Source organism: Paenibacillus jiangxiensis, assembly GCF_046098255.1.
GTDB lineage: Bacteria > Bacillota > Bacilli > Paenibacillales > Paenibacillaceae > Paenibacillus > Paenibacillus jiagnxiensis.
On record NZ_JBJURI010000018.1, the window covers coordinates 1 to 22,857 of the forward strand.

Annotated in this window: 14 protein-coding genes; 2 read left to right on the top strand and 12 right to left on the bottom strand. The window is 54.8% G+C overall.

Annotated features, from left to right (window positions below; translation table 11 throughout):
* Positions 1-262 precede the first annotated feature (262 nt).
* The 3 genes from addA to ACI1P2_RS17465 form a co-directional block, all read right to left on the bottom strand.
* Positions 263-4,267: a helicase-exonuclease AddAB subunit AddA gene (addA, locus tag ACI1P2_RS17455; RefSeq protein ID WP_355321246.1), complete on the bottom strand. Its 4,005-nt coding sequence runs from the start codon at positions 4,265-4,267 to the stop codon at positions 263-265.
* Complete coding sequence (gene addB, locus ACI1P2_RS17460; protein WP_355321130.1) at positions 4,267-7,773, bottom strand: helicase-exonuclease AddAB subunit AddB; 3,507 nt, start codon at positions 7,771-7,773, stop codon at positions 4,267-4,269. The genes addA and addB overlap by 1 nt, the downstream gene beginning before the upstream one ends.
* Positions 7,774-8,001: 228 nt before the next feature.
* On the bottom strand, positions 8,002-9,378 hold the full coding sequence (locus ACI1P2_RS17465) for a class I SAM-dependent rRNA methyltransferase (protein ID WP_355321131.1): 1,377 nt from the start codon (positions 9,376-9,378) through the stop codon (positions 8,002-8,004).
* A 157-nt stretch (positions 9,379-9,535) separates the two neighbouring features.
* On the opposite strand from ACI1P2_RS17465, the gene ACI1P2_RS17470 reads away from it, so the two are divergent.
* Positions 9,536-10,531 (top strand): Na/Pi cotransporter family protein, encoded by a 996-nt coding sequence (locus tag ACI1P2_RS17470; protein WP_355321132.1) that lies wholly within the window; start codon positions 9,536-9,538, stop codon positions 10,529-10,531.
* On the opposite strand, the gene ACI1P2_RS17475 is transcribed toward ACI1P2_RS17470, so the two are convergent.
* From ACI1P2_RS17475 to ACI1P2_RS17510, 8 genes are all read right to left on the bottom strand, one after another.
* A complete protein-coding gene (locus ACI1P2_RS17475) occupies positions 10,518-10,958 on the bottom strand; it encodes an NUDIX hydrolase (protein WP_355321133.1) in 441 nt (146 codons plus the stop codon). The genes ACI1P2_RS17470 and ACI1P2_RS17475 overlap by 14 nt on opposite strands.
* Before the next feature lie 107 nt (positions 10,959-11,065).
* Positions 11,066-12,409, bottom strand: a complete 1,344-nt coding sequence (gene mtaB, locus ACI1P2_RS17480; protein ID WP_355321247.1) for a tRNA (N(6)-L-threonylcarbamoyladenosine(37)-C(2))-methylthiotransferase MtaB — start codon at positions 12,407-12,409, stop codon at positions 11,066-11,068.
* A 1-nt stretch (position 12,410) separates the two neighbouring features.
* Positions 12,411-13,178: a 16S rRNA (uracil(1498)-N(3))-methyltransferase gene (locus ACI1P2_RS17485; protein ID WP_355321134.1), complete on the bottom strand. Its 768-nt coding sequence runs from the start codon at positions 13,176-13,178 to the stop codon at positions 12,411-12,413.
* A 271-nt stretch (positions 13,179-13,449) separates the two neighbouring features.
* Positions 13,450-14,127, bottom strand: a complete 678-nt coding sequence (locus tag ACI1P2_RS17490) for a site-2 protease family protein (protein ID WP_355321135.1) — start codon at positions 14,125-14,127, stop codon at positions 13,450-13,452.
* A gap of 2 nt (positions 14,128-14,129) precedes the next feature.
* Positions 14,130-15,095 carry a 50S ribosomal protein L11 methyltransferase gene (gene prmA / locus ACI1P2_RS17495; RefSeq protein ID WP_355321136.1) on the bottom strand — a complete coding sequence of 322 codons (966 nt, stop codon included), beginning with the start codon at positions 15,093-15,095 and terminating at the stop codon, positions 14,130-14,132.
* 395 nt (positions 15,096-15,490) lie between these two features.
* Positions 15,491-15,697, bottom strand: a complete 207-nt coding sequence (locus tag ACI1P2_RS17500) for a YfhD family protein (protein ID WP_355321137.1) — start codon at positions 15,695-15,697, stop codon at positions 15,491-15,493.
* A 42-nt stretch (positions 15,698-15,739) separates the two neighbouring features.
* Positions 15,740-16,111, bottom strand: coding sequence for a hypothetical protein (locus ACI1P2_RS17505; protein WP_355321138.1), 372 nt, complete (start codon positions 16,109-16,111; stop codon positions 15,740-15,742).
* Between the two features lie 79 nt (positions 16,112-16,190).
* The gene (locus tag ACI1P2_RS17510; RefSeq protein ID WP_355321139.1) at positions 16,191-16,526 is read right to left on the bottom strand and encodes a winged helix-turn-helix transcriptional regulator; all 336 of its coding nucleotides are present in this window, start codon (positions 16,524-16,526) and stop codon (positions 16,191-16,193) included.
* 156 nt (positions 16,527-16,682) lie between these two features.
* Between ACI1P2_RS17510 and ACI1P2_RS17515 the strand changes: the two genes are divergently transcribed.
* The gene (locus ACI1P2_RS17515; protein ID WP_355321140.1) at positions 16,683-17,354 is read left to right on the top strand and encodes an NAD(P)H-dependent oxidoreductase; all 672 of its coding nucleotides are present in this window, start codon (positions 16,683-16,685) and stop codon (positions 17,352-17,354) included.
* Between the two features lie 100 nt (positions 17,355-17,454).
* Here the strand turns inward: ACI1P2_RS17515 and ACI1P2_RS17520 are convergent, their stop codons facing one another.
* Positions 17,455-22,839, bottom strand: a complete 5,385-nt coding sequence (locus ACI1P2_RS17520; protein WP_408976261.1) for a GH92 family glycosyl hydrolase — start codon at positions 22,837-22,839, stop codon at positions 17,455-17,457.
* Positions 22,840-22,857 lie beyond the last annotated feature (18 nt).

Consider the following 22,857-nt stretch of genomic DNA (forward strand, 5'->3'; position numbering starts at 1 on the left):
TTCGGTCCACCCCCTGAAAAAGTGACAGCACGCGAAAATCCCTTTCATTCAGGGTCTTGACATCGTACCGCTGCTCTAAAAGTTTTGTGAGCGTTACTGCCTTGGTATCTCTTCGTACAAAACTACTTCGGAAGCATAAGCTTTAAGTTTTGTGAGCGTTACTGCCTTGATATCCCTTCGTACAAAACTACTTCGGAAGCATAAGCTTTGCGTCCCATTAAGAGCGAACGAAGCCCTATAGTCTGGTTCAGGAAATCTCCGTTTACACCTGGACGCATTCTCCCGAATCAAAGAAATAAAGCCATCTTTCCACGATCTTCCGTCCAAAAATATCCTCCATCACCCGCGAATACAGCTCAAGCTGAAAACGATACATTTCGGCAAGGGCCGCCGTATTCCGGTACTCCGAAATCCGATCTGTTTTATAATCCAGCAGCACGAGACCCTGCTCATCCTCAAAGAGACAATCGACAATCCCCTTGACCAGCACCGTATCTCCCTCCAGTCCTGCCGGATTCGTGTCATTGTCCACGAAGATCCCCGGCCGGTGGATGTCCAACGCCTTTCGGCTTGCCAGCTGTGAAGCCGGCAGACCATAGCTAAACGGCAGCTCCCGCTGTACGGAGGCGGAACGGAGCAGCCGCTGGCCAAGCACGGTGGCAAAGAAGCGCTCAATCTCGTCTATATCAATCATGTCAGCATGCTGCTGAGGGATAATTTCGGTCAAAACAAGGCGTTCCTTCGTTTGCTCAATGATGGCGGCATCGACGCTGCCCTGGAGGGGGATATGAAGCATCAGCGTATGATACACCGTCCCCCGCTCAGTGGGACTAAGCCCTTTGTTCTCCATAAATTTCGGGCGGCGCAGCCGCAATCTTTCGAATGCAGGCTGCGGTACGGACGGTTCTCCGCTTACAGCGCTTAGAACATTCGTCCACTCCGCCGCAGGATGCTCCTCACCAGCTGCAGCCCGCTTCAGCTCCGTTGCCGACGTATTGGCGGCCGTCCTGCCCGCAAGCGCATGCGGATACGTCCAGGCCAGCGCCTGTGCCAACTCCTCGGCCTGATTCGCCGCCCCAGTCTGTACAGGCTCCGCCTGTCTAAGCGCTTCAACGCGCCGGCTTCTGTCCGGCATAAGCTCTGCCTCCTGACCGGGGCCCGCCAACGCTCCCGCAGCCGCCGCATCCTTGGAGTGCAAGGATATGATCCATCCTCCCTCGCTCGCCTTCAGAGGCTCATATTCCCCCTCCGGCAGACCCGCCGCCTCGCGCAGAACGGCGGCCGACGGATGGCGCAGCAGCGCCGGGCCGATCCAGTCGAGATAGTTCCTGCCCCCAGCAAGCAGATAATCAGGCAGCACCTCCTCCGGACGTTCCTTGATACCGGCCCAGGAAGCCGCCTGTGCGGCGGCATCCCGCACGGTGGCCGTGATGATCATCTTCTCGCGCGGACGGGTGAGGGCAACGTACAGCACTCGCATTTCCTCCGCGAGCAATTCAAGCTGCGAGCGTCTGCGGATGGCCAGATTCGGCAGGGTCGGATAGCTGACCCTGTTGCCACTGTCGACGAATCTGGGACCAAAACCAAGCTCTTTATGCATAAGGAACGGCATGTTCAGGTCCTGCCTGTTGAACATTTTGGCCGCTCCGGCGATAAAGACGACCGGAAACTCCAGCCCCTTGCTTTTGTGAATGGTCATGATGCGCACGGCTTGTTCTGGCTCCGTGGAGACACTCGACGGCCCCAAATCCCTGCCGTTTTCGCGCAGCCTGGAGATGAATGTCAGGAAACGGAACAACCCCCGGTTTGCTGTCGTCTGCTCGTATTGAAGGGCACGTTCATATAATGCCTTCAGATTGTTCTGGCGCTGCACTCCTCCGGGCAATCCCCCGTTCCAGTCCAGATAGCCTGTGTCTTCATACACCCGCCAGATCAGGCCGCTGAGGCTGCCCTGAACCGCCTCCTGTCTCCAAGCCTCAAGCTGGTCCAGAAAACGCTGCAAAAGCACGATCATTCTCGTTTCGGCAGGGTCGATTCCCTGCTCCTGCGCCGCCTTCTGCACGGATTCAGCCGCCCCATGGCTCTCCGCTGCGCCATGCCTGCCTTCTGCGGCGGCCGCCGCTTCCGCCGTGGCCGCCACAATCGCTTTGGCATTCCGTCCTGCAGCCGCCATAACTGCGTCATAAAAAGAGCCGTTAGGGCGCTTCACCCTGATCCGCGCCAGCTCATCCTCTGTCAAGCCGACAATGGGCGAACGAAGCACGGACGCAAGCGGGATGTCCTGGCGCGGGTTATCTATCAAGTGCAGCAGGGACAGTGTTACCTCGACCTCGGTCGCCTTGAAGAAACCTTTCGTTTGCTCCCCGGCTGCCGGAATGCCGGCCAGACGCAGTTCCTCCACCAGCAGCGGAGCCCATACCGCCGCCGATCGCAGCAGAATGACGATATCGCCGTAGCCGGCAGACCGCATCGTTTTGAGTCCCTTATCATACACCTGCAGCGCCGGTCCGGTATCCCCGACAATTTCCCGGATGCGGCCCGCAATCAGCCGCGCCTCCAGCTGCGCCGTTTCCAGCTCCGCTAGCTCTTCTTCCGGGGTGGCAGTCCCCTCCTCGACTTCATCCGTCTGAACAGAGGGACCCGCTGCTCCTTTATCAATTAGAATCAGCTCCGGCTGATAAGGGCTCGGGCTATCTGCGGAAGTCTCCGGAAAATCCGCTCCGTGCACCAGCTCTGCCCGCTCATCGTAATCAATCTCGGCCACATCGGCGCTCATAATCTGGCGGAACAGCAGATTGACCGCATCCACCACCTCACGGCGGCTGCGGAAATTGCGCGCCAGATCAATCAGCAATCCAGGCTCGCCCTGTTCGCCAAAACGGCGGTACTTGTCCAGGAACAAGCCGGGCTCGGCCAGTCTGAAACGGTAAATGCTCTGTTTGACGTCGCCAACCATAAAACGGTTCCCTGGCTGCGAGCGTGACAGCAGGCGCACGATGTCCTCCTGCACCGTGTTCGTATCCTGATATTCATCCAACAGCACCTCGTCGAACCGTGCCTGATACTCCAGCGCAGCATCCGAAGGAAGCAGCTGCTCCGGCGTTGAATCCGGATGGCGCAAGATATGCAGACAATAATGCTCCAGATCCCCGAAATCGACGAGACCCCTTCCCTGCTTTTCTCTGCGAAATCTCTCCCCGAACGCAATAACAGTTTCCGCAAGCTCCTCCATCAGCGGAGCAGCCTCGTTCAGCTCGGCAAGAAACTGCTCCGGCGGCCGTCCAAAAAGGGATGATTTCAAATCAGTCAGAGCTTTCTTGGCCCGCTCTCGCAGCGATTTGACTCGTTCCTGCAGCTCCGGAACGGTCTGATCCTTTTTGACAGGCTTCAGCTTGCCGAAGGCTGCCGTTTGAAACGTGTCATACAGCCGTTCCCAGGGCTCATGCTCAAGCGTATGCTGAAGCCCCTCTACCATTTGCATTTCCTCCGCAAGTGTCTGCGCATAAGGTGCGGGTCCTCCCGGCAGCATAGCTAGGGCGTGCGCCTGCTCCAGCAGACTGCGTACGCCGCGCAGCTCAAGCCGTGCATCAGCGATGATGCTGTAAGCCCAGGAAGTCTCCCCCAATTCGGCAACACTGTCTATGCGGAAAGTGGCAGCCGTCTTCCGCAGCCAATGCTCCGGCCAGGGATGGCTCTGTGCGAAGTCATACAGCCGCTGTACCAGCCCGTATACCGCGTCATCGGTCCGCTCTCCGCTGAACCAGTCCACCATCAAGCGGAATACGCTGCCGTCAGGGTGTTCGCCATAATTCTCCTCGAATAGCTCCTCCAGCAGCTCCTGCCGCATCAGCTCTGTTTCATGCTCATTCATGATCCGGAAGCCGGGATCGAGCGGAATCGCCTGGTAGTGGCGCCGGATCACCTCCATGCAGAACGAGTGAAGCGTCGTAATAGACGCCCTGCCGAGCAGCGAGAGCTGACGCCGCAAATGGTCGCTCCCTGGATTGTCCTCCAGCGCGCGTTCCAGCGCCTCGCGGATTCTGTGACGCATTTCGGAGGCGGCAGCCTTCGTAAAGGTCGCCACCAGCAGCCGGTCTACACTGAAGCCCAGCTCCGGATCGGCGATTTTGCGGATAATCCGTTCGACCAGCACCGCTGTTTTGCCTGAGCCTGCCGCCGCTGCCACCAGCATGTCGTCTCCGGACTGCACGATGGCCTGCCACTGCTCGTCGCTCCAGAAGCTGCCTTCCGGCTTGGGTATGTGCATCACTCCGTTCTCCCTCCTTCATTTTTGTCCAGCATGTCCCACAGCTGTTCTTTCCCCGGCTTCGCCAAATGTTTGAACCTGCTCCCTTCCAGGCTGTCGTCAAATTGGCATACCGGTCTGTAGGAACAAAAATCGCAGGCGGTCTCCTGCAGGATGCGGTAAGGAACGATATCAACCTCACCTTCCGTCATCCTTGTCCCGATATTCCGAATATTGCTGCGCACGGTGGAGAGCAGCGATTTCCACTGCTCCGGACTCGCCACCGCCGCACTGCTGTAAAAACCGCCATCCGCCTTGACCGCCACGGGCAAAATGGCCGAATGGCCTTTGTCCAGCTCCGCATCCATTTTGGCGATGACGTCACGGTCGGCCAGCAGCAGGCCCTTCATCTTAAACCGTTTCAGCAGCTCCTGCTCCGCCTGCCCGGCGCTCATGCCGTTGGCGGATTGCAGCAGCGGATTATGCACATGGAAATACAGGGTACCGGCCGGATAAGCAGGCTCTCCCAGCCATTGCTCCGCGCCTTCCAGCAGCACGTCCAGATAGGTCAGCATCTGCAGGGCAAGACCGTAGTAGACCTCGTGCAGCTTCAGATCCTTATGGCTTGATTTATAGTCAATGACCCGCAGCAGCAGGCCCTCTTCTCCTTCCGCCACATCGACCCGGTCAATTCGCCCGATCACTTCCATCACCACGCCGTTCTCCAGCTCAAACGTCAGCGGGGGCAGCTCCTTGCCCGGACCGAAGTCCAGCTCAAGACCGAGTGGTTCAAAGCTTCCCCTGCGGGCATGTTCGCCCAGAATGAGGGAGGCCCGGCCGACGATATCTTTCAGCTTGCGGAAAATATAACCGTAACGCTTCGAGCTCAGCAAAATTTGGCCCTGCAGGCGCGGCGCCAGCCGGTCCACGGTCGTCTCCGCTTCCTGCCGGCATTCCTCCGGACTGAGGCTGCCCCAGCTGCGGTTGTCTGCCTTAAGGCGAGCTGCCATGCTTCCCAGGGCCGCGTGAAACAACTGCCCGATGTCCGGCGCCTTCAGCTTATAGACCTGGCGCTCCTTCAGTTTCAGTCCGTGGGACGCAAAATGCGAAAACGGACAGGCCACAAAACGCTCCATTCGCGACACGCTGGTCCGCAGCCGCTTGCCGTACAGGATCCGGCTCGTCTCACGCCGCAGCGGCTGGGCCCGGTTCTCATAGAACAGAGAGGTCAGCAGGTTTTCCAGTTTCACCCGATTCTCTCCGCTGTTATCCGCATACCAGTTGTAGACCTCCCACCACGGCTCGGCAATGTCCGCGCCGCGCAGCCACTGCCGCAGCTGCACGATAAGCTGGGACAGCGCTTCGGGTGCATGCAGCGCATATTCAGACTGGTCTGTCCAATCCGTTCCCGGCAAGGGCTGGCTGAGCAGGGGCTTTTCCTTCAGCCCCTTGAACATCATGCGCAAATGTCTGATGTATTCCGACGGCAGCAGCGTTCTGCCCTCTTCATCGGCGACCGGATAGCTGACCCACAGCTTGCGTCCCGCCGATGTCATCGCCGTATACGCGAGAAAACGCTCATCCAGCAGTCTGCGTGTCACATCCGGAGCAAGCGCGACTCCCTGCTCGGACAGCCTGCTGCGTTCCTCCTCGCTGAGCACGCCTTCCTCCTGGGGCACGGCGGGCATGACACCTTCGTTCACACCCAGCAAGAAGGCATACTGAATGCCGCTGACCCGGGTACGGTCAGGACTTCCGACCAGCACCTGATCCAGCGCTGGCGGAATAAGGGCCAGCCGGTATTCCGCCAGCCCCGTTTCCAACATGCCTGCAAACAGCTCGAACGGCAGCTTCTCTTCGCCCACCAGCTCATGGATCTGATCCAGCAGCTCCAGCACGGCATCCCAGATCTGACTGTGCTCCCGCGCACGCTCAGGTTCTCCCTGCTCCTGCGCATAACCAATCATCAGATCCAGCTTGCTGCCTATACCCGCGTCCTCCAACAGGCGGTATACCACCTCGCATTGCTCTCTGGCGGTTTTGGCCCTGGACATCCTTTTCTCAAAGGCGTGCAGCGGCACAACTACAGCCGCCCGGCACCGCTCCATTCGCTCCAGCGTTTCGTCACGGGCCTTAATACGCTCGGTTTCCTCCATCTCCAGCGACAGGTTTGGCACGGCCTGCCAAGGTCTGCCGTCCGTCCAGCGGCTGCCCTGAATGCCACAGGCCAGCACATAATTCTCCAGCTCGTCCATGCAGTCGCGGGTCACACTCCCGTCCGGCGGAAGCAGCAGATCGGTCTTTACCGCCCGGAACACATCCTCATAACGCCAGCGCCTGCGCACAATATCCAGCGAAGCACGCACAAATTCAATCAGGGGATGATGCAGAATATCCCGCTTCTGGTCAATAAAGAGGGGAACCTCGTGTTTTGCGAACAGAGGCTCCAGCAGATGCTCATAATCAGCAGGATTGCGGACGAACACGGCCATGTCGCGGTAGCGCACCCCTTCCTCACGCGCCAGCCGCCTCATTTCGCGGATCGCCCCTTCCAGCTCGGCGCGGCGGTCTGCTGCGGCATACAGCTCCATGCCGGCCGGGGGCTCAGGGGATGCCCAAACTCTGCGCCGGTCAAATCCGGCTTCCAGGTGAGCCAGCTCCGGACATGAGGCGAAGCGCGGCAAAATCTCGGACTGCAGCTCCTCAACACGGACGTCTATCCCCCGCTCACGGGCCATGCCCTGCAGCTTCACATATACCGAGGCCGTCGGATGAAACAGGTCCAGCTCATGCGGCAGACGGTCAGGCTCATATGCCCGGTCCAGCGTCAGGGACACCGTCAAGGAAGCGGAAGACAGCAGCAGCTGTTCGATCACTTTATATTCCTGCGGTGTAAATCCGCGGTACCCGTCCAGCCAAACGTCGGCTCCATCCAGCCAGGCAGAGTGCGGAAGCTGGGCGGCCAGACGCATCATCGTATCCTCGCCATCCAGATACAAGGGGGCCAGTTCCTGCTCGAAATCCCTGTACAGGGTCAAAATATCCTGAATTTTGCTGTTCAGAATCGGCGAGCCCGGTCCGCCCTGTATCCGTTCCAGCTGCTCAGGCAGGGAGGCTGGATTCTCACCGTACCTTTTAAATTCGGTGAACAAGGCGTTCAAACGGTCGACAAACCCGAGCTGGTCGCCTGAATCGCGGAACACCTGCAGCTCGTCCTTTCTGCGGCGCACGATTTTATAAAGCAGCATTTTCTTGCCTTCTTCCGTCACGGGGGTCCGGGCCGCGCCTCCTGTCTCCTGCATGACTCTGTAGGCGAGACGGCGAAAGCCTAACACCTGGGCGCGCACGCTTCCCTTGATTTCACGTGATGACAGCAGAGCGTGCTCTGTATGGAAGGTTGCCTGTTCCGGAACAAGCAGAATAAGCGGCTTGCCTTGCGGCTGCTCCTTCAGCTTCCCAATGATTTCCTCGCGAATCCGCGTCGTTTTGCCGCTGCCCGAGCGGCCGATCAAAAAACGGAGTGACATCAGCAGTCTCCCTCCAACTCTATTTCAGCATGCTGCTTGGTGATGTAAGGATTGACGTAAAACAGCATGCGACAGTTCGTTTTGAATAACTATAAGTATATCACAACGCTGCCAAAAGAACGTATGTTTGGATGAAAAAGCAAAGCAAAAACCCCTTGAGCAAACAGGCGGCAGCCTGCCTTTCAAAGGGTGCTTGCGATTTTTTCCTTCAATTTCCTTGTTGCATCTTTACATCCGGGCGCGGCTCCGTACCTCGAAGATGGCAAATTTCAGGTAATGGCCCTCGTCCACTCCCAGGATTTGCGGATGGTCTTTGCCTGCGGCCCGCCATTCTACAAGGCGCAGTATCTTACCGGCATCCGCCGCTGCTTCCTGAATCGTATCCAGAAAAAGGTCCGGTCGCATATGGTAGGAGCAGCTTGCCGTGACCAGATACCCGCCTTCGTTGACGAGCTTCATGCCGTGCAGGTTAATGTCCTTATATCCTCTGCATGCGCCCTTGACAGCGCTTTTTGTTTTCGCAAACGCCGGCGGATCCAGAATAACAACGTCAAAAGTCCGGCCTCCCCCGGCTGCCAGCGGCTTGGAGGTATCGACCTTTTTCTGCCCTGCCTCTGAGCGCTGCGCCCGCTCCTCCGTTCCCTTGACCTGCTCCCGCAAGTATTTGAATGCATCTTCGACCACAAATTCGACCCGGTCCTCAAAGCCGTTCAGACGCACGTTTTCCCGCGCACTCTCGATCGCATGTTCCGAAATATCAAGGCAGGTAACCTTCTTGGCCCCGTATTTGCAGGCATTCAGAGTGAAGCTTCCCGTATGGGAGAAGCATTCCAGTACGGTTGCTCCGTCCCAATACGGGAATTCCACGATTTTGCCGCTTTTATTGACAGGTCTTTGCACCTGCTGTCCGTCGACTTCGACCGTCTGCAGCGTAATGCCGCTTCGTGCACCCCATCCCTTTATAAGCGGAGCGATAGAAGCCCGGTTTTCGCGCTGGTCGAAGAAATAGCCTGTCTTCTGCCCTTCCACGATATCCACTTTGATGAGAAGTCCGTTCTCCGAAACGGTGACATGGCGTGGGCATTCACCGTAAAGCGAGCCTTTGCGCTGTTCCAGCCCTTCAAGCTCGCGGATGGACACATCACTGCGTTCATAGATCCCGGCAGGCCCGAACACCTCGACCAGCGCCGCGGTGATTTCCTCCCGGCATTGATCCATGCCAAGCGTAAGCAGCTGCACCACCAGCACATCCTTGAACCGGTCCACGATCAGGCCTGGCAGAAAATCCGCCTCCCCATACACCAGCCTGTAGGCATCCCCCTCAGCAATAAAGCGCTGACGGTGCTTCAGGCATTCGCGGAACCGATCTGTAAAAAAAGCTTTGTCCATCCGCTCCAGAGGCTGATAGGACACCACCCGCACGGTAATTTGTGAAGCGGGATTATAATAGCCGGACGCCAGGAAGCGGCCCTGGTGATTCAGAACGGCCACCACTTCTCCAGGAGACGGCTCGCCTTCTACAGATGCAATTTCGTTTTTAAAAATCCAGGGATGCCCCTGCTCCAGCCTTTTCCTGCGGCTGCGATCCAATATAACTGATGCCACTGCATTACACTCCTCTGTTTGCAAAAAACGGCGTCTGTGCCGCTTTCCGGTATATTCGCTCATTTAACCTGTCATGGTTGTCCGTACTGCCGCATATACGTGGTATAGCCGTTTTTTCAATCAGAACAGCGAATTGGATGGGAAAGGAGATTCCCCCGTGTTCTTTCATGTGATACTTCCTCTGACAGGCGGTCTGCTCGTTTTCCTTGGGGGCATGAAGCTGATGGAAGCCGCCCTCAGACAGCTGGGCGGCCCGCTGCTGTCCAGCTGGCTGAATCGCGCCACAGCTTCCCCCTTGAAAGGGCTTCTCTTCAGCTCCGGTCTTACCGCCCTGCTGCAAAGCAGCACGGCCGTCACCGTACTGACCATCGGGCTTGTCAACGCCGGGCTGCTCACCTACGGGCGCACGCTCGGCATTATCCTGGGCACGAATATCGGTACCGTCGTCACGACCGAGCTGCTCGGCCTGCAGCTTGGACGATGGGCCATGCCCCTGCTTGTCACGTCGCTGCTGGCCTGGACGGTGTCCGTCATCCTCGTGGAGCGCGGAGCACCTTTCCGCGCCGGTCCGCCGCGCCGGCTGCTTGCCTTTCAATATGCCAGTCTTGCCTGCGCCGGCTTTGCTCTGCTGCTCGGCGGCATCCGGGTCATGCAAGCCATCGGCCCCTGGGTCACTGACGCCGGTATGTTCCGCTGGTTCCTTGAACGCTCCGAGGACAGCATGTGGTGGGCCTTCACCGCCGGCGCCTGTCTGACGGCCATCATTCACAGCAGCGCCGCCGTCATCGGCACCGCTATCAGTCTGGCAGCGGCAGGCGCACTCCCGGTGGAGGTCGGCATCGGGATCGTGATCGGCTCCAATGTTGGCACCTGTGTCACCGCCCTGATCGCCGCCATTGGCGGAAGCCGTGCGGGTCACTTTGTAGCCTGGTCGCACACCGGACTCAACATTGCTGGCGCGCTCCTGTTCATGCCTCTCACCGACCAGCTGGCACAGGCAGCCGCCTGGATGTCCTCCGGCGCGGGAGCCCAGATCGCCCATGCCCAAACCTTGTTCAATGTGATCTGCTCCCTTGCCGTTCTGCCTTTATGCTATTTGCCGTTCTGGGAGCGAATGGGCTCCCTGCCGACTGTGCCGCCTACTGCACGGTGATATTGAGCAGGGCAAGCCCCTTACGCAAAATGGCGTCGTTATTGTCATAGCCGCTCTCTCTCTGTCTGCCCCAGGCTGCCTGGGGCTCGTACCACTCAACACCCTTGATTTCTTCTTCCTGGGCCTTCAGCGTTCCGTCTACGGCTTCAACCAAATAATAATGGACCTCTTTGTCCACTTCGCCGTATTCCGCATGCTGGTAAGTATAAGCAATGATATCGACTTTATCCGTAATGCGGCCCGTAATCCCCGTTTCCTCCAAAATTTCGCGCAGCGCGGTCTGTTCAACCGTTTCGCCCGGCTCCATCTTGCCTTTGGCAAGCGATATTTTACCGTACCGGTCTGTAATGAGCTGGATTTCAAGCGTCCCATCCTCACGGCGGCGGTATACGACTCCTCCTGCGGATATCTCTTTTCTGGCGGCCATCTCTAGTTCCCCTTTCTTTGTACAACAAGGACTTCATCCCCCCGGAAGACGGAAAGACGAAATCCTTGCAGTCTCTTCTATAGCTCAAAGTGCCTGATGACCGGTTCTTACAGCGCAGTCGGCAGATCCGCGTCCATGACACGGACAAGCTGTCCTCTGCTTTCGTTGACGCCCGCTTCAGTCATTTTGACGCGGACAACCTTGCCGATCATATCCTTGGAGCCTTCGAACACCATCTGGATATAGTTGTCGCTGTAGCCATGCAGCAGCCCTTTTCCTTCGGAGCCCTTATGCTCTCCCTCCGGAATCACTTCAAGCACCTGGCCTACGAACTTCTGCGCATAGGCAAGCTGCATCTGCTCGGAAAGGTCGATCAGTTCGTGCACGCGCGTGTTCTTCACTTCCTCGTCGACCTGGTCCTCCATCCGAGCGGCCGGTGTGCCGCTGCGTTTGGAATACGGGAAGACGTGCATTTCCGAGAAGCCGATTTTCTTCATCAGCTCATAGCCGTTGCGGAACATTTCGTCCGTTTCGCCCGGGAAACCGACGATGACGTCCGTCGTAATCGCCACATCCGGCATCGCCTTGCGGATCATCAGCATTTTGTTATAAAACTCTTCGGTTGTATATTTGCGGCGCATCCGTTTCAGCACGGTATCGTCTCCGGCCTGCAGCGGGATGTGGAAATGGCGCACAAGCTTGCCGGAGCGGTTCAGCACATCCAGCATTTTCTCGTCAATCTGGCTCGCTTCGATGGAGCTGATGCGAATGCGCTCCAGCCCGTCCACCTTTTCAAGATCCCACAGCAGATCGGACAGGTCGTAATTCTCCATGTCGTCGCCGTATCCGCCGGTATGGATGCCTGTCAGCACGATTTCCTTGTAGCCTGCCTGCACAAGCTGACGCGCTTGCTTGACGATGCTCTGCGGTTCACGGCTGCGGGACAATCCGCGTGACCACGGAATAATGCAGAACGTGCAGAAGTTGTTACAGCCGTCCTGAATTTTCAGGAAAGCACGGGTACGGTCCGCAAAATCGGGAACGTCCATCTCTTCGAACACGCGTGTTTTCATAATGTTGCGCACGGCGTTGATCGGCTGGCGGGATTCCTGAATCTGTTGTACATATGGCAAAATTTTATCACGGTCCTGCGTGCCGATCACCAGGTCCACACCAGGGATGTCCATAATCTCGGCAGGGGAGGTCTGTGCATAACAGCCGGTTACGGCGATGACCGCATCCGGGTTGCGGCGAATGGCACGCCGGATAATCTGACGGCTCTTCTTGTCTCCCGTATTCGTTACGGTGCAGGTATTGATCAAGTAAACATCGGCAGTCTGCTCTTCAAAGTCGACCTGCTCGTAGCCCTCTTTTTTGAAAAGCTGCCAGATCGCTTCAGTATCATAAAAGTTGACTTTGCAGCCAAGCGTATAAAATGCCACAGACGGCATGTCAATTCCCTCCCATTTCTCCTGATTCATATAGTATACATGCCAACGCAGTCATGCCCGCCGTCTCGGCGCGCAAAATGCGCCGTCCCAAACCAATGGAACGGGCACCCGCATTCTCGGCGGTCAGGCTCTCCTCTTCGGTAAAGCCTCCCTCCGGTCCAACAACAAGCAGGATCCGGGGCTGTTCCCCTTGCTGCCCGCTCTGTTCCATAAAAGGAGCGATCACGTCGCGCAGCTGGCGGCCGTGTTCTTTTTCGTAACAATAGCATACCAGGTCATACCCCGCAAAAGAGGCCAGCAGCTCTTTCCAGGAAAGGGGAGCAGCAATGTCGGGAATGCGGTTGCGGTGGCTTTGCTCGGCGGCCTCCTTGGCGATTTTACGCCAGCGGTCGAGCCTTTTGCCTTCCTTTTTGGCATCATACTGCACCACCGTGCGGGCAGACAGGAAAGGAACAAAGGCATGCGCCCCGATCTCCGTACATTTCTGGATCACCGTTTCCATCTTGTCGCCCTTGGGCAGACTCTGGGCAATCGTGACCTTCACCCGCGGCTCGGAGGTCATTTCAAGCATCTCCATGACCGCCGCAGTGACACGGTCCTGTTCTATGTGTTCAATCTCCGCGAGCGCTTCACGCGCAAGGCCGTCGCTGACGATAACCTTGTCTCCGGGACGTCCGCGCATCACCTTGCCGATATGGCGGGCGTCTTCGCCTGTAATGATGACGACTCCCTCTTGAAACTGCTCGGGTGGAATAAAATAGCGCTGCATCGCTTTGTTTCCTCCCTGAATTGCCTTGCTTTCTTGTAACACGTATTCAAAAATCGTATCCAAATTTATATCTTACAACGTTTACGAATGAAAGGCCATACTTATCATGCCACAAATCTGATCAAGGCCAACAAAAAAGGAGCCTGTTGGCTCCCTATTGATAAGAAAAACGTCTATCGACGTAATTCACAGAAGACAGACAGCGTTTAGCAGTAATTTTTCTTGAGATTCCAGGAAGCTTATACCAAGAAGTTTATACTTTCTGGAATCTTTAAAAAATCAGCATTGCGAAGCTCGCAAACCCTTGTGTAATGGTATTTACCAGCCCATACAGCGGTGTGATGGTCACCGCCCGCACCGGCGGCAGCACCAGGATCAGCAAGAATATAAAAATGGACCACTGCTCAAACTGCTGCAGCTTGCGCCGTAATGGCGCAGGAGCGATATCCTCCAAAATTCGGTATCCGTCCAGAGGAGGAAGCGGAATAAGATTGAACAGAAATAAAAGCACATTCAGCGAAATCATGTAATTGAAAAAGATGCGGACCGCATCAAATACGCGCGGGTTGGCGTCCAGCCCGGACATGCCCCAATGCACAATCGCAAAATAAATGATAGTCGAAAGGAAAGCAAGCAGCAGATTGCTTAATGGACCCGCGGCAGAAACGATGACGCCCATCAGGCGGGGGCGGCTGAAATTGTCGCGGTTGACCGGCACCGGCTTCGCCCATCCGAAGCCTGCGATCAGCAGCAGCAGCGTGCCGAGCACGTCCAGGTGAACAGCCGGATTAAGCGTCACCCGTCCCAGCAGCTTGGCCGTAGGATCGCCAAATTTGTTGGCAAAATAAGCGTGCGCAAATTCATGCACGGTAAACGCGATAATCAGCGTCAGCAGAACAAACGGCAGCTCATCGAGGCTAAAGCGGAAAAAGTTGTTCAGAAAGTCCATCGTCAGCCCTTCCTCGCCACAAAGGCGATCCAGTCTTCATCCCTGTGTTTGTCCTGAATGGTAAAGCCCGCAGCCGTCAGCGCTTCCTCCACGACCTGCTCTTTGTTCTTCCAGATGCCTGAAGCGATGTAAATGCCGCCTGGCTCCAGCGCTTTATACACGTCCTCGATGAACAGCAGAATGATTTCGGCCAGAATATTGGCCACCACAACTTTAACCGGCAGCTTTACGCCAAGCGAAGGATCATTACCGTCCAGCACGGACAGCAGGTCACTTTCCTTTACTGTAATTTGCTGCTCCAGCCCGTTCAGCTGCGTATTGGCCAGCGCACTGGATACCGCCACCGGATCAAGGTCCAGTGCAAGCACATGCTTCGCGCCCAGCTTGATCGCCCCGATCGCGAGAATACCCGAGCCCGTACCAACGTCAATGACCTCCTCGCCGCCTTGGATCACGGATTCCAGTGTACGCAGACACAAGGATGTGGTCGGGTGCGTTCCCGTCCCGAAGGCCATTCCCGGATCAAGCTCGATGATCTGCTCTGCTGTACTCGCCGGTTCGTAATCCTCCCACGTCGGCTTGATGGTCAGACGTTCCGATACACGCTGCGGCTTGAAATACTGCTTCCACGCGTCAGCCCAATCCTCCTCGTTGACCGTGCGCTGCTCAAAGCTGTACCCTCCTGGGTCAATGTCGAACGTTCTCAATTGCTCGATCCGGGGCTCAAGCTCCTGCTGGATTTCATTGAGATCCGTCTCCTCGTTAAAATATCCCTTGATGACCGCCCGGCCTTCGGGGATGTCGTTCAAGGGCCGTTCATACCATTGGCCGTAGGATGTATCCCGCTCCTTGTTCAAGGTTCCGGACTCTTCGATGGATACACCGCCCGCCCCGGCTTCGTGCAGGAAGTTGGAGATCATCTCCACCGCTTCCTCCGTAGTATGAATTGTAAGCTCATGCCATAACATCTATCTTTCTTCCTCCTCGTCTGCATGCATAGAGTTTATTGTACTATACAAGCGTGTACGAGTTCAAAAAGAGGGAATCACAGAAAGGGCCATTTGACCTGGTGCTTCCTGTTTGCGTTCTGAGATGCTCCGAAGACGCTCCGAGAACGAAGCATTCCTACAATCGCTGTTGACCCTTCGGGCCAAAGGCGAACGCTCCGCTTTTCCGGAATTGCTTCGCCCTCTCCGCTGCTGCGTGCGTACGCATACCTACTACTCAGAAGAAATCGCGGTCAAAAAGAACTTCTGCGATTCCTGGGTAGGCAAAAAGGTCGAGAACAGCTGCAGCTCCGCCTGCTCTCGACCTTCGAAACCAAACAAAAGAAATGCGCGGACGGCTGAATCAAAAGGGAATGTCAGAGCTTTGTCTCCTTGTTCTTGGCCGGGTCCGTCAAAATACGCTCCTGGCGGCGGTCGGCGGCCTCGCTGCGGCGCAGGGCCTCTACATCATCGTGATCAGCCAGTTCAGCCGAAAATTCCACGTCTTCATTTTTGGCGGAATGCATGATCTTCATTTTCTCCGTTTTCGTAAACGCTTTATCATACCGCTTGTTCGTAGGCATTACACGATCTCCCTTCCATGGCTTTCTTGTTTAAATGGTGTTCTATATCATGCCGCCGGCCTGTTCCACAATGGAAAGCGCCTGATGATGAACCGATTCATCCACGACCGCCGTCAGGAGGATATTCCTGCCTGTCGGCCCTCCTTGCCCGCCGTCGCTCATGCCGCTGGCTGTTGGATCGGCTGCTGCCAGGATGCCGGAGGATCTGTTCGTGAAATCTCCGCCGTGCACCAGCGAGGAGAGACTGCCGAAATGCCCGGCCAGGGCCGGCAGGCCGTCCGCAGCCCCAGTACCCGGATATCTGCTGAAACCGTCAATGGACATGTCGACCACCCGCAGGGCCTGCAGCTTCTTCGCCGCAGCCTGTGCCTCCTCCGGACTTTTGAAATAGGCTAAAATGTTCTTCTCACCCACATGCCATCCCTCATTCCTCAGTTTTGAGGGCACTCTAATCATAATCTGCGCCCGCCAATGTGTAGCATGCGCAAAAAAATTAGAATTTATCTTGATATTCCTTGTATTCCTCCCCCCAATCCATAATTGAATCTAATATCGGTTTTAGTTTTTTTCCGATATCGCTCAACGAATATTCGACTTTTGGTGGTATCTGAGAATATACGTTACGAACAACAACGCCATACTCCTCCAAAATGCGAAGCTGCTTGGTTAAGGTTGCATGAGTAATGTCTGGAAACAACCGTTGAATTTCATTAAATCGCATCGTTTTTTCACTCAAAAACAGAATGATCAGCATGGACCATTTTCCCGACAATATCTTTTGAGCCATTGTAAATCCACATTTTTCCAATATTTCATTTGTACAGTTCATAACGGCTATCCTTTCCGGTATCCGATTGCATACTAACGCTACTCCAAGAGCGTAGAAACCCTCTGAAGGTACATCTATAATACGAATTGCGCAATAGAATTTTATCATATGATAAATGTTCAAACAATAAAATGAAAAACAGAGGAGAGTGCTCAGATGAATACATTCACACCCGTTAGCAAAGAACACGTTATTTCGGCTTTTCAATTTAGACATGCCACCAAAACGTTTAATGCGACCCAAAAAATATCCGAGGAGGACTTTAACTATATTCTAGAAACAGGAAGGTTATCTCCCAGCTCGATTGGTTTAGAGCCCTGGAAGTTTATCGTTGTGCAAAATCCGGAGTTAAGGAATAAGCTAAAAGCAGTTTCACCCGGAGCCCAAGGCCAACTGGACACTGCGAGTCATTTTCTGATTATTCTTGCCCGGACAAATGTAATGTATGATTCCGAATATGTGATAGATCAAATGAAGAATGTGCAAAAAATGCCTCAAGAGGTTATTGATTACATCTCCGGTGCATTAAAAGAGGTTCAGGAAGTAAGTGGCTTGTTGAAAGATGAACGTTTAATGTATGAATGGTCTGCCAAGCAAACCTATATTGCTATGGGGAATATGTTGACTGCCGCCGCTTTAGCTGGAATCGATTCTTGTCCGATGGAAGGATTTTACTATGAAGCAGTAGACCATATCTTAAAAGAAGAAGGTTTATTAGAGGAAGGAAATTTTAAGGCATCCGTGATGGTCGCTTTTGGGTATCGGAATGAGGAGCCCAAACGCGCCAAAACAAGAAGCAATATGGATCAAATTGTGAGTTGGGCATAAAGAGGTTTTTGCCAAAATAAAAATCGGTAATCCTGTTATCAGGATTACCGATTTTTTGTAGGGAAGTTATAATCTCTAACTCAACAATATGACCCGCGGCTTATTCAGCCGCGGAGAAAGTCATGCTGTCCAGGTTGCCGACATACATCAGGCCTGACGTGGTCGTGCCTTTGAATACCACACAAATCGTTTGCGCGCCGCTGAGCGTCCGGTCCAGCTTCGCGCTGGCGGTCTTGTACGTTCCCCAGCCGCTGCCGGTATTCGGCAGATTGACCGTACCGACAAGCTCGCCGTTCGCATCGTTCAGGCGGATTTCCGCTGTCACGTCGGCCGGGGCTTTTTGTGAAGGGGCATCATACACGATCTCCACATTATTTTTCCCCTTGGTGCCAAAGTCGACATCGCTGAAGGTCAGCCATGCGCCGTCAAACGTATTGCCCACAACCGTGCCGCCATTGTTGCTTTCCGTTTTCAGCGGTTTGTTATTAAACGTGTTGACCGCCGCGGACCATTCACTGCGATTCTCAAACTGTACGGTCACATCCGCTTCCGGCTGCTCAGGCTGTCCAGGTTGTTCCGGCTCTTCCGGTTGTTCAGGCGCTGTGCCTGCGGAGAAGCTGGCGTTGTCAAAGTTTCCGATGTATTTGTATGTCGAATCGGTTTTGCCTTTAAATACGAGATAGACATCCTGCATCCCGGTAAGGGTTTGTGTGAGGCTGCCTGTCACCGTAGCGTAGGTGCCCCAGCCGCTGGCGGTTGGAGGGGTGGCAACTTTGCCGACCAAGGTGCCGTCTACGCCGCCAAGACGAATCTCAACCGCCGCGTCGGCGGCTGTATTCCCGGTGTTGCCAGCATACTCAATCGAAAACTGATTCACACTCGTATTGCCGAAATCCATATTCAGATAGGCCAGCCACGCTCCGTCAAAAGTATTTGCAACCTGCTGTCCGCTCTTGCCAGCTTCCGTTTTCAGCGGCCCATTATTAGCGGGATTCGCATTTGTGGACCATTGATCATACTTTTCCAACTCAAGACGGGCATAATCGTTTCTGATTTTGACATAATCCAATGTAAAACGGTCAAAGTTGCCCATGTACAGACGGGTGCTGTCCGTGCTGCCTTTCATAACCAGATACACATCCTGTGTCCCGGTTAAGGTTTTGTTCAGGTTCGCCTCGGCTGTCTTGTATGTTCCCCAGCCGCTGCCGGTATTCGGCAGTTGGACTGTACCCACAAGCTCGCCGTCAACTCCGCCCAATCTCACTTCAAGAACGCCGTCTGCAGGTGTTCTTGATGTAGGAGCATCATACTCAACGGCAATATGGTTTACACCTTCAGTACCGAAATCAGCATCCTCAAAACTGAGCCATGCGCCGGTGAAGGTGTTGGCGACCACCGTTCCGCCATTATTGCTTTCCGTTTTCAGCGGATTGTTGTTAAAGGTGTTCACCGCCGAAGTCCATGCGCTGCGGTCTTCGAACTCAAACACGCCGCCGCTGCCGGACTGCTCTCCGTCCTCCGGTATTTCAGCAATTGGAGGTTCTTCTTCCTTCACCGGAAGCGGAAGAGGCTCAATTTCCTCATCATCCCCTGGTGTCCCGGGATTTGGCTCCGGTTCCGGATCGGGAGTTGGAGCCGGCACAGGCTCGGCCTGGGATACGATCGGATCGGCCAGCCACAGCGAATCATACACGTTGCCGTTGTACTCATCGACCAGATAAATATTCAGCTGATAATTGCTTGCATTGACGTTAAAGCTCTGTGAAAGCTGGAAGCTGCCCGTCTCGACAGGCACGGCGTTGGATACCCAGGCCTGCTCGCTGCCGTTCATGAGCTGGAACACGGCTACCGCCGAATCGACATATTGGCCTTTCAGTGTGCCGCTGACATCCACTTTCATATTGCCTTTACGGTTCACATCCGCCTCCAGATCGAAGACGTCCCATAGAATGTCTGAAGTATAAGCCTTGTCCGATTTCAACGCCTCGCCGGTCGCACGGCCCTGGCTTTCATCCTTCTTGACTCTTACTTGAATCTCTCCTACCTCATATTCCGCCGGACCAACGATTTGCGGATTGGAGGTGGCAGTCTGCCAATGCGCACCGCCATCTGTCGTGAATTCATAATTCGCTGGCTGGTCAAAGCCGGGAACATTCGTCCAACCAAACGTGTTGGCAGCATCGTCTACGATCGGATGGGTCGGAGCTGCAGGCTTCGCCATCTGCTTGACAGCCGCCAGACTGAATTCGAAGGCGATATCCGAGCTTGTAGCATTGACCTGATGAACCTCTGCAGTGAGCACGTTGGTGCCTTCAACCAGGTAAGACGGATCAATGACATAGCTGTTCACATTCCGCTCGTCACCTACCGTGGCATTCGCATAGGTGCCATAGTCCACATTTCCTTGCGGCATATTGGTGCGGATGATCTCACGACCGTTCAGGTACACGATCGCTCCGTCATCACGAATCAGACCCGCTTCCAATTTCGTGATATCCTGCAGATCGGTAACCTCAAACGTTTTCCGGAAATAGGTGGTTGGATACTTGTTATTTCCGTCCGGTCCATAGCTGACCACCGTATTCGCGAACCCTTTGCTGTCGTATCCGAGCACCGCTTGACCCGCAGCCCAGGAGCTGTCGTCAAAATTCAGGGTTGTCCAGCCTTCGCCGGCATATTTGCCGTTGTCCAAATACTTCCATTCCGACTTTTCTGCAATCAGATCCTGACGGATCAGGTTGTTATCGATCTCTGTCGCGTAATTCGTCATCGGCGGCATCGCTGCCTTGGAAGCGCCCCAGGATGTATTCGGCACGGAGCCCATGGAGAATTCCAGGGTGCCGCCCTGCATGATATCCTCATAGCGAATCCAGGCTTGATCAAAGTTCGAGCCGTTCAGCTCGGCGCTCTGGATAAAGCGGTTGTCGCTCGAAACGTTATTTGCCTTAATGGTAAAGGTCTTGCCGTTGTCCAGGTGCAGCTTCACTTCCGAGAAGATCGGCGAGCCGATCAGGAACATCGCTTCGCCCGGATTTCCGGGATAGATGCCCATGGCGCTGTACACGTACCAGGAAGCCATCGCACCGGCGTCGTCGTCCATGGATGGCAGATACCCTTCCGGATCATCGCGGTAAACCCGCGATTTGATCGGATACGCATAACGGCCGTGGTTATGGTAATTCTGCGTGACAACCTCTGTTGTATACTCCCTTGCATAATATTGCGTCAAATAAGGCATGCGCAAATAGTTAAACAGGTAAGGAGCATCGAGCGGGGCGGTTTCATTGACCGCCATATATTCGTTGATCTCGAAGAAATGCAGCAGCTCGCCCGCCATTTCACGCATGCCGCCCATCAGGTCGGCCAATCCGGCAATATCCTGCAACACGAAAAAGCGGTACTGCCACAGGTTGCCTTGATAAGCATATTTATCAACCTGCGTAATTTCCGAGGCTGACACATTGCGGGCATTTGGCGTGAAGAAACCGCGTTTTTCGCCCTTCTCGTCCACCTGGTCCGGATTCCATAGCTTTTTATAGGACAAGGCAATGTCCTTGTACTTCGCATATGTGTCCTTGTCACCGAGCATTTCTGCAAGCTTCATCGGAAAATACGCGCTGTAGGCTCTTTCCAGCTTGCCGGAAACATCATTGTCGCTGTATACATAATGATCGGTATCAACAGCCATGCCTTCCAGTGCCGTGTACGCATCAAAATCTGTAAAACCTTTGGAGTAAGCATCCAGAATGACGGCGCCGTTAAACTCATTTCTCACCGTCGGGCTCGGCCAATAGCCGTCGCCATATTGGGTGTAAGTGCCTCTCGTTTTATAAAGATCAACGAGCGATTTTACCATGTTCTCATATTTTTTCGGCTCTAAGATGGAGTACAGCGGGTATTTCCGGAAATCGTCCCAGGTCGACCAGCCGCTGTAATATTCAAAATCGTCGCCAAGCTCCGAGGTATTGCGGATCGTGTTTTCATCCCTGCCCGCCCGGAACTCGCCTGCCGAGCTGGTTACGTTCTTCGGATGCAGGAACATATGGTAAAGCTGCGTATAGAAAATGGTCTTTTCCTTTTCATCGTTGTCCGTGATTTCGATCTTGTTAAGCACTTCGCTCCACATGCTGCGTGCTTTCTGATGCTGAGCATCAAAATCCCAACCCGCAATATCGTGGTCACGCTCAGACTTCGCCTGCTCCACACTGATTGGGGAGATTCCGACCTTGGCCTGAATCACTTTATTGTTCTGTGTGTCGAAATCCAGCCAAACCCCGGTGTTGGAACCGCTGCGCTGAGGTACAGCTCCAGTATCGGTGCCTTTCCACGAGGTGTATGATGCAAAATCATGATCAAACTGAATGGAATAATACAGCTTGTAATTGCCGTATCCGCACACGTTTTTGGACTGAATCATGCCCGAAATTTCGTTATTGTTTTCCACAGTCAGATTGGCATCCAGCATTCCCGCATAGGAGTTGGAAAGATCGACGAGCACAGAGCCGTCCATCTCATTGGCCGGGAACGTGTAGCGGTGGAAACCGACGTTGTCCGAAGTCGTAAGCTCGGCATTGATTCCGGATGCCAGTTCTACGCCATAGTAGCCAGGCGAAGCCTGTTCGCTGCTTTTATCGTATTTCTGCTTGTATTCACCGCTGTTATTCGTGAAGGTACGGGTTTCCGGCATCATCAAAATATTGCCGCCCCCGCCGCTGCAGCCGACGCCGCTGAAACGCAGATGTGAGAAGCCCTTTAAATTTTTATCCTGATAATAATAACCGCTGAAAGCTCCGCCATCCCCATCAGGCCCCAGCGAAACGAGGCCAAACGGCGTGGAAGGTCCCGGATTCGTCTGCCCGTTGTCGCCGAGCGTATTAATGAACGGATCTACATAATCCACCGGCAGCTTGTTGGTCGCGGGATAATCGGGCTCCTGCCCTTCGTCCACTCCGTACAATTCGAGCTCATACAGCCGCACCGTATTATTGTCGTGTGCCCCGCGCTCCACATAAAATCTGACATACCGGCTGGAAAATGCCGGCACATAGCGGTCGACAACCGTTTGAACATTGTTTCTCACGGCATCAACGGTTTCCCACTTTTTGCCGTCCGCACTTTTTTGCAGGCGGAAATCCTTCGTATTCCAGAACGGAACGTTGCCGGACTCGCTGAAGGCCGCATTGTACACAACCCACTCATTAATCTTATACACTTTGCCCAAATCCAGCTCCAGCCATTTGCCTGAACCGCTGGAGTTGTCGCACCATTTCGTGGTGGCGTCGCCATCTACGGCATTTTTGCCACCCTCATTGCTGTTGCATTGTCCCGAAGCTGTCACCTTCGCGTTCAAGGCGACGTTGCGGGTGTTCTTCCCCTCCGCAGAGGGGGCGGCAGATGCCGCCCAAATCAAATTTACCGTTACGGATTCCAGCATCATCAATACGAACAATGCTGCCATTATCCTTGCTACCAACCTTTTCACCATGGCGTGCCGGTCCTCCCG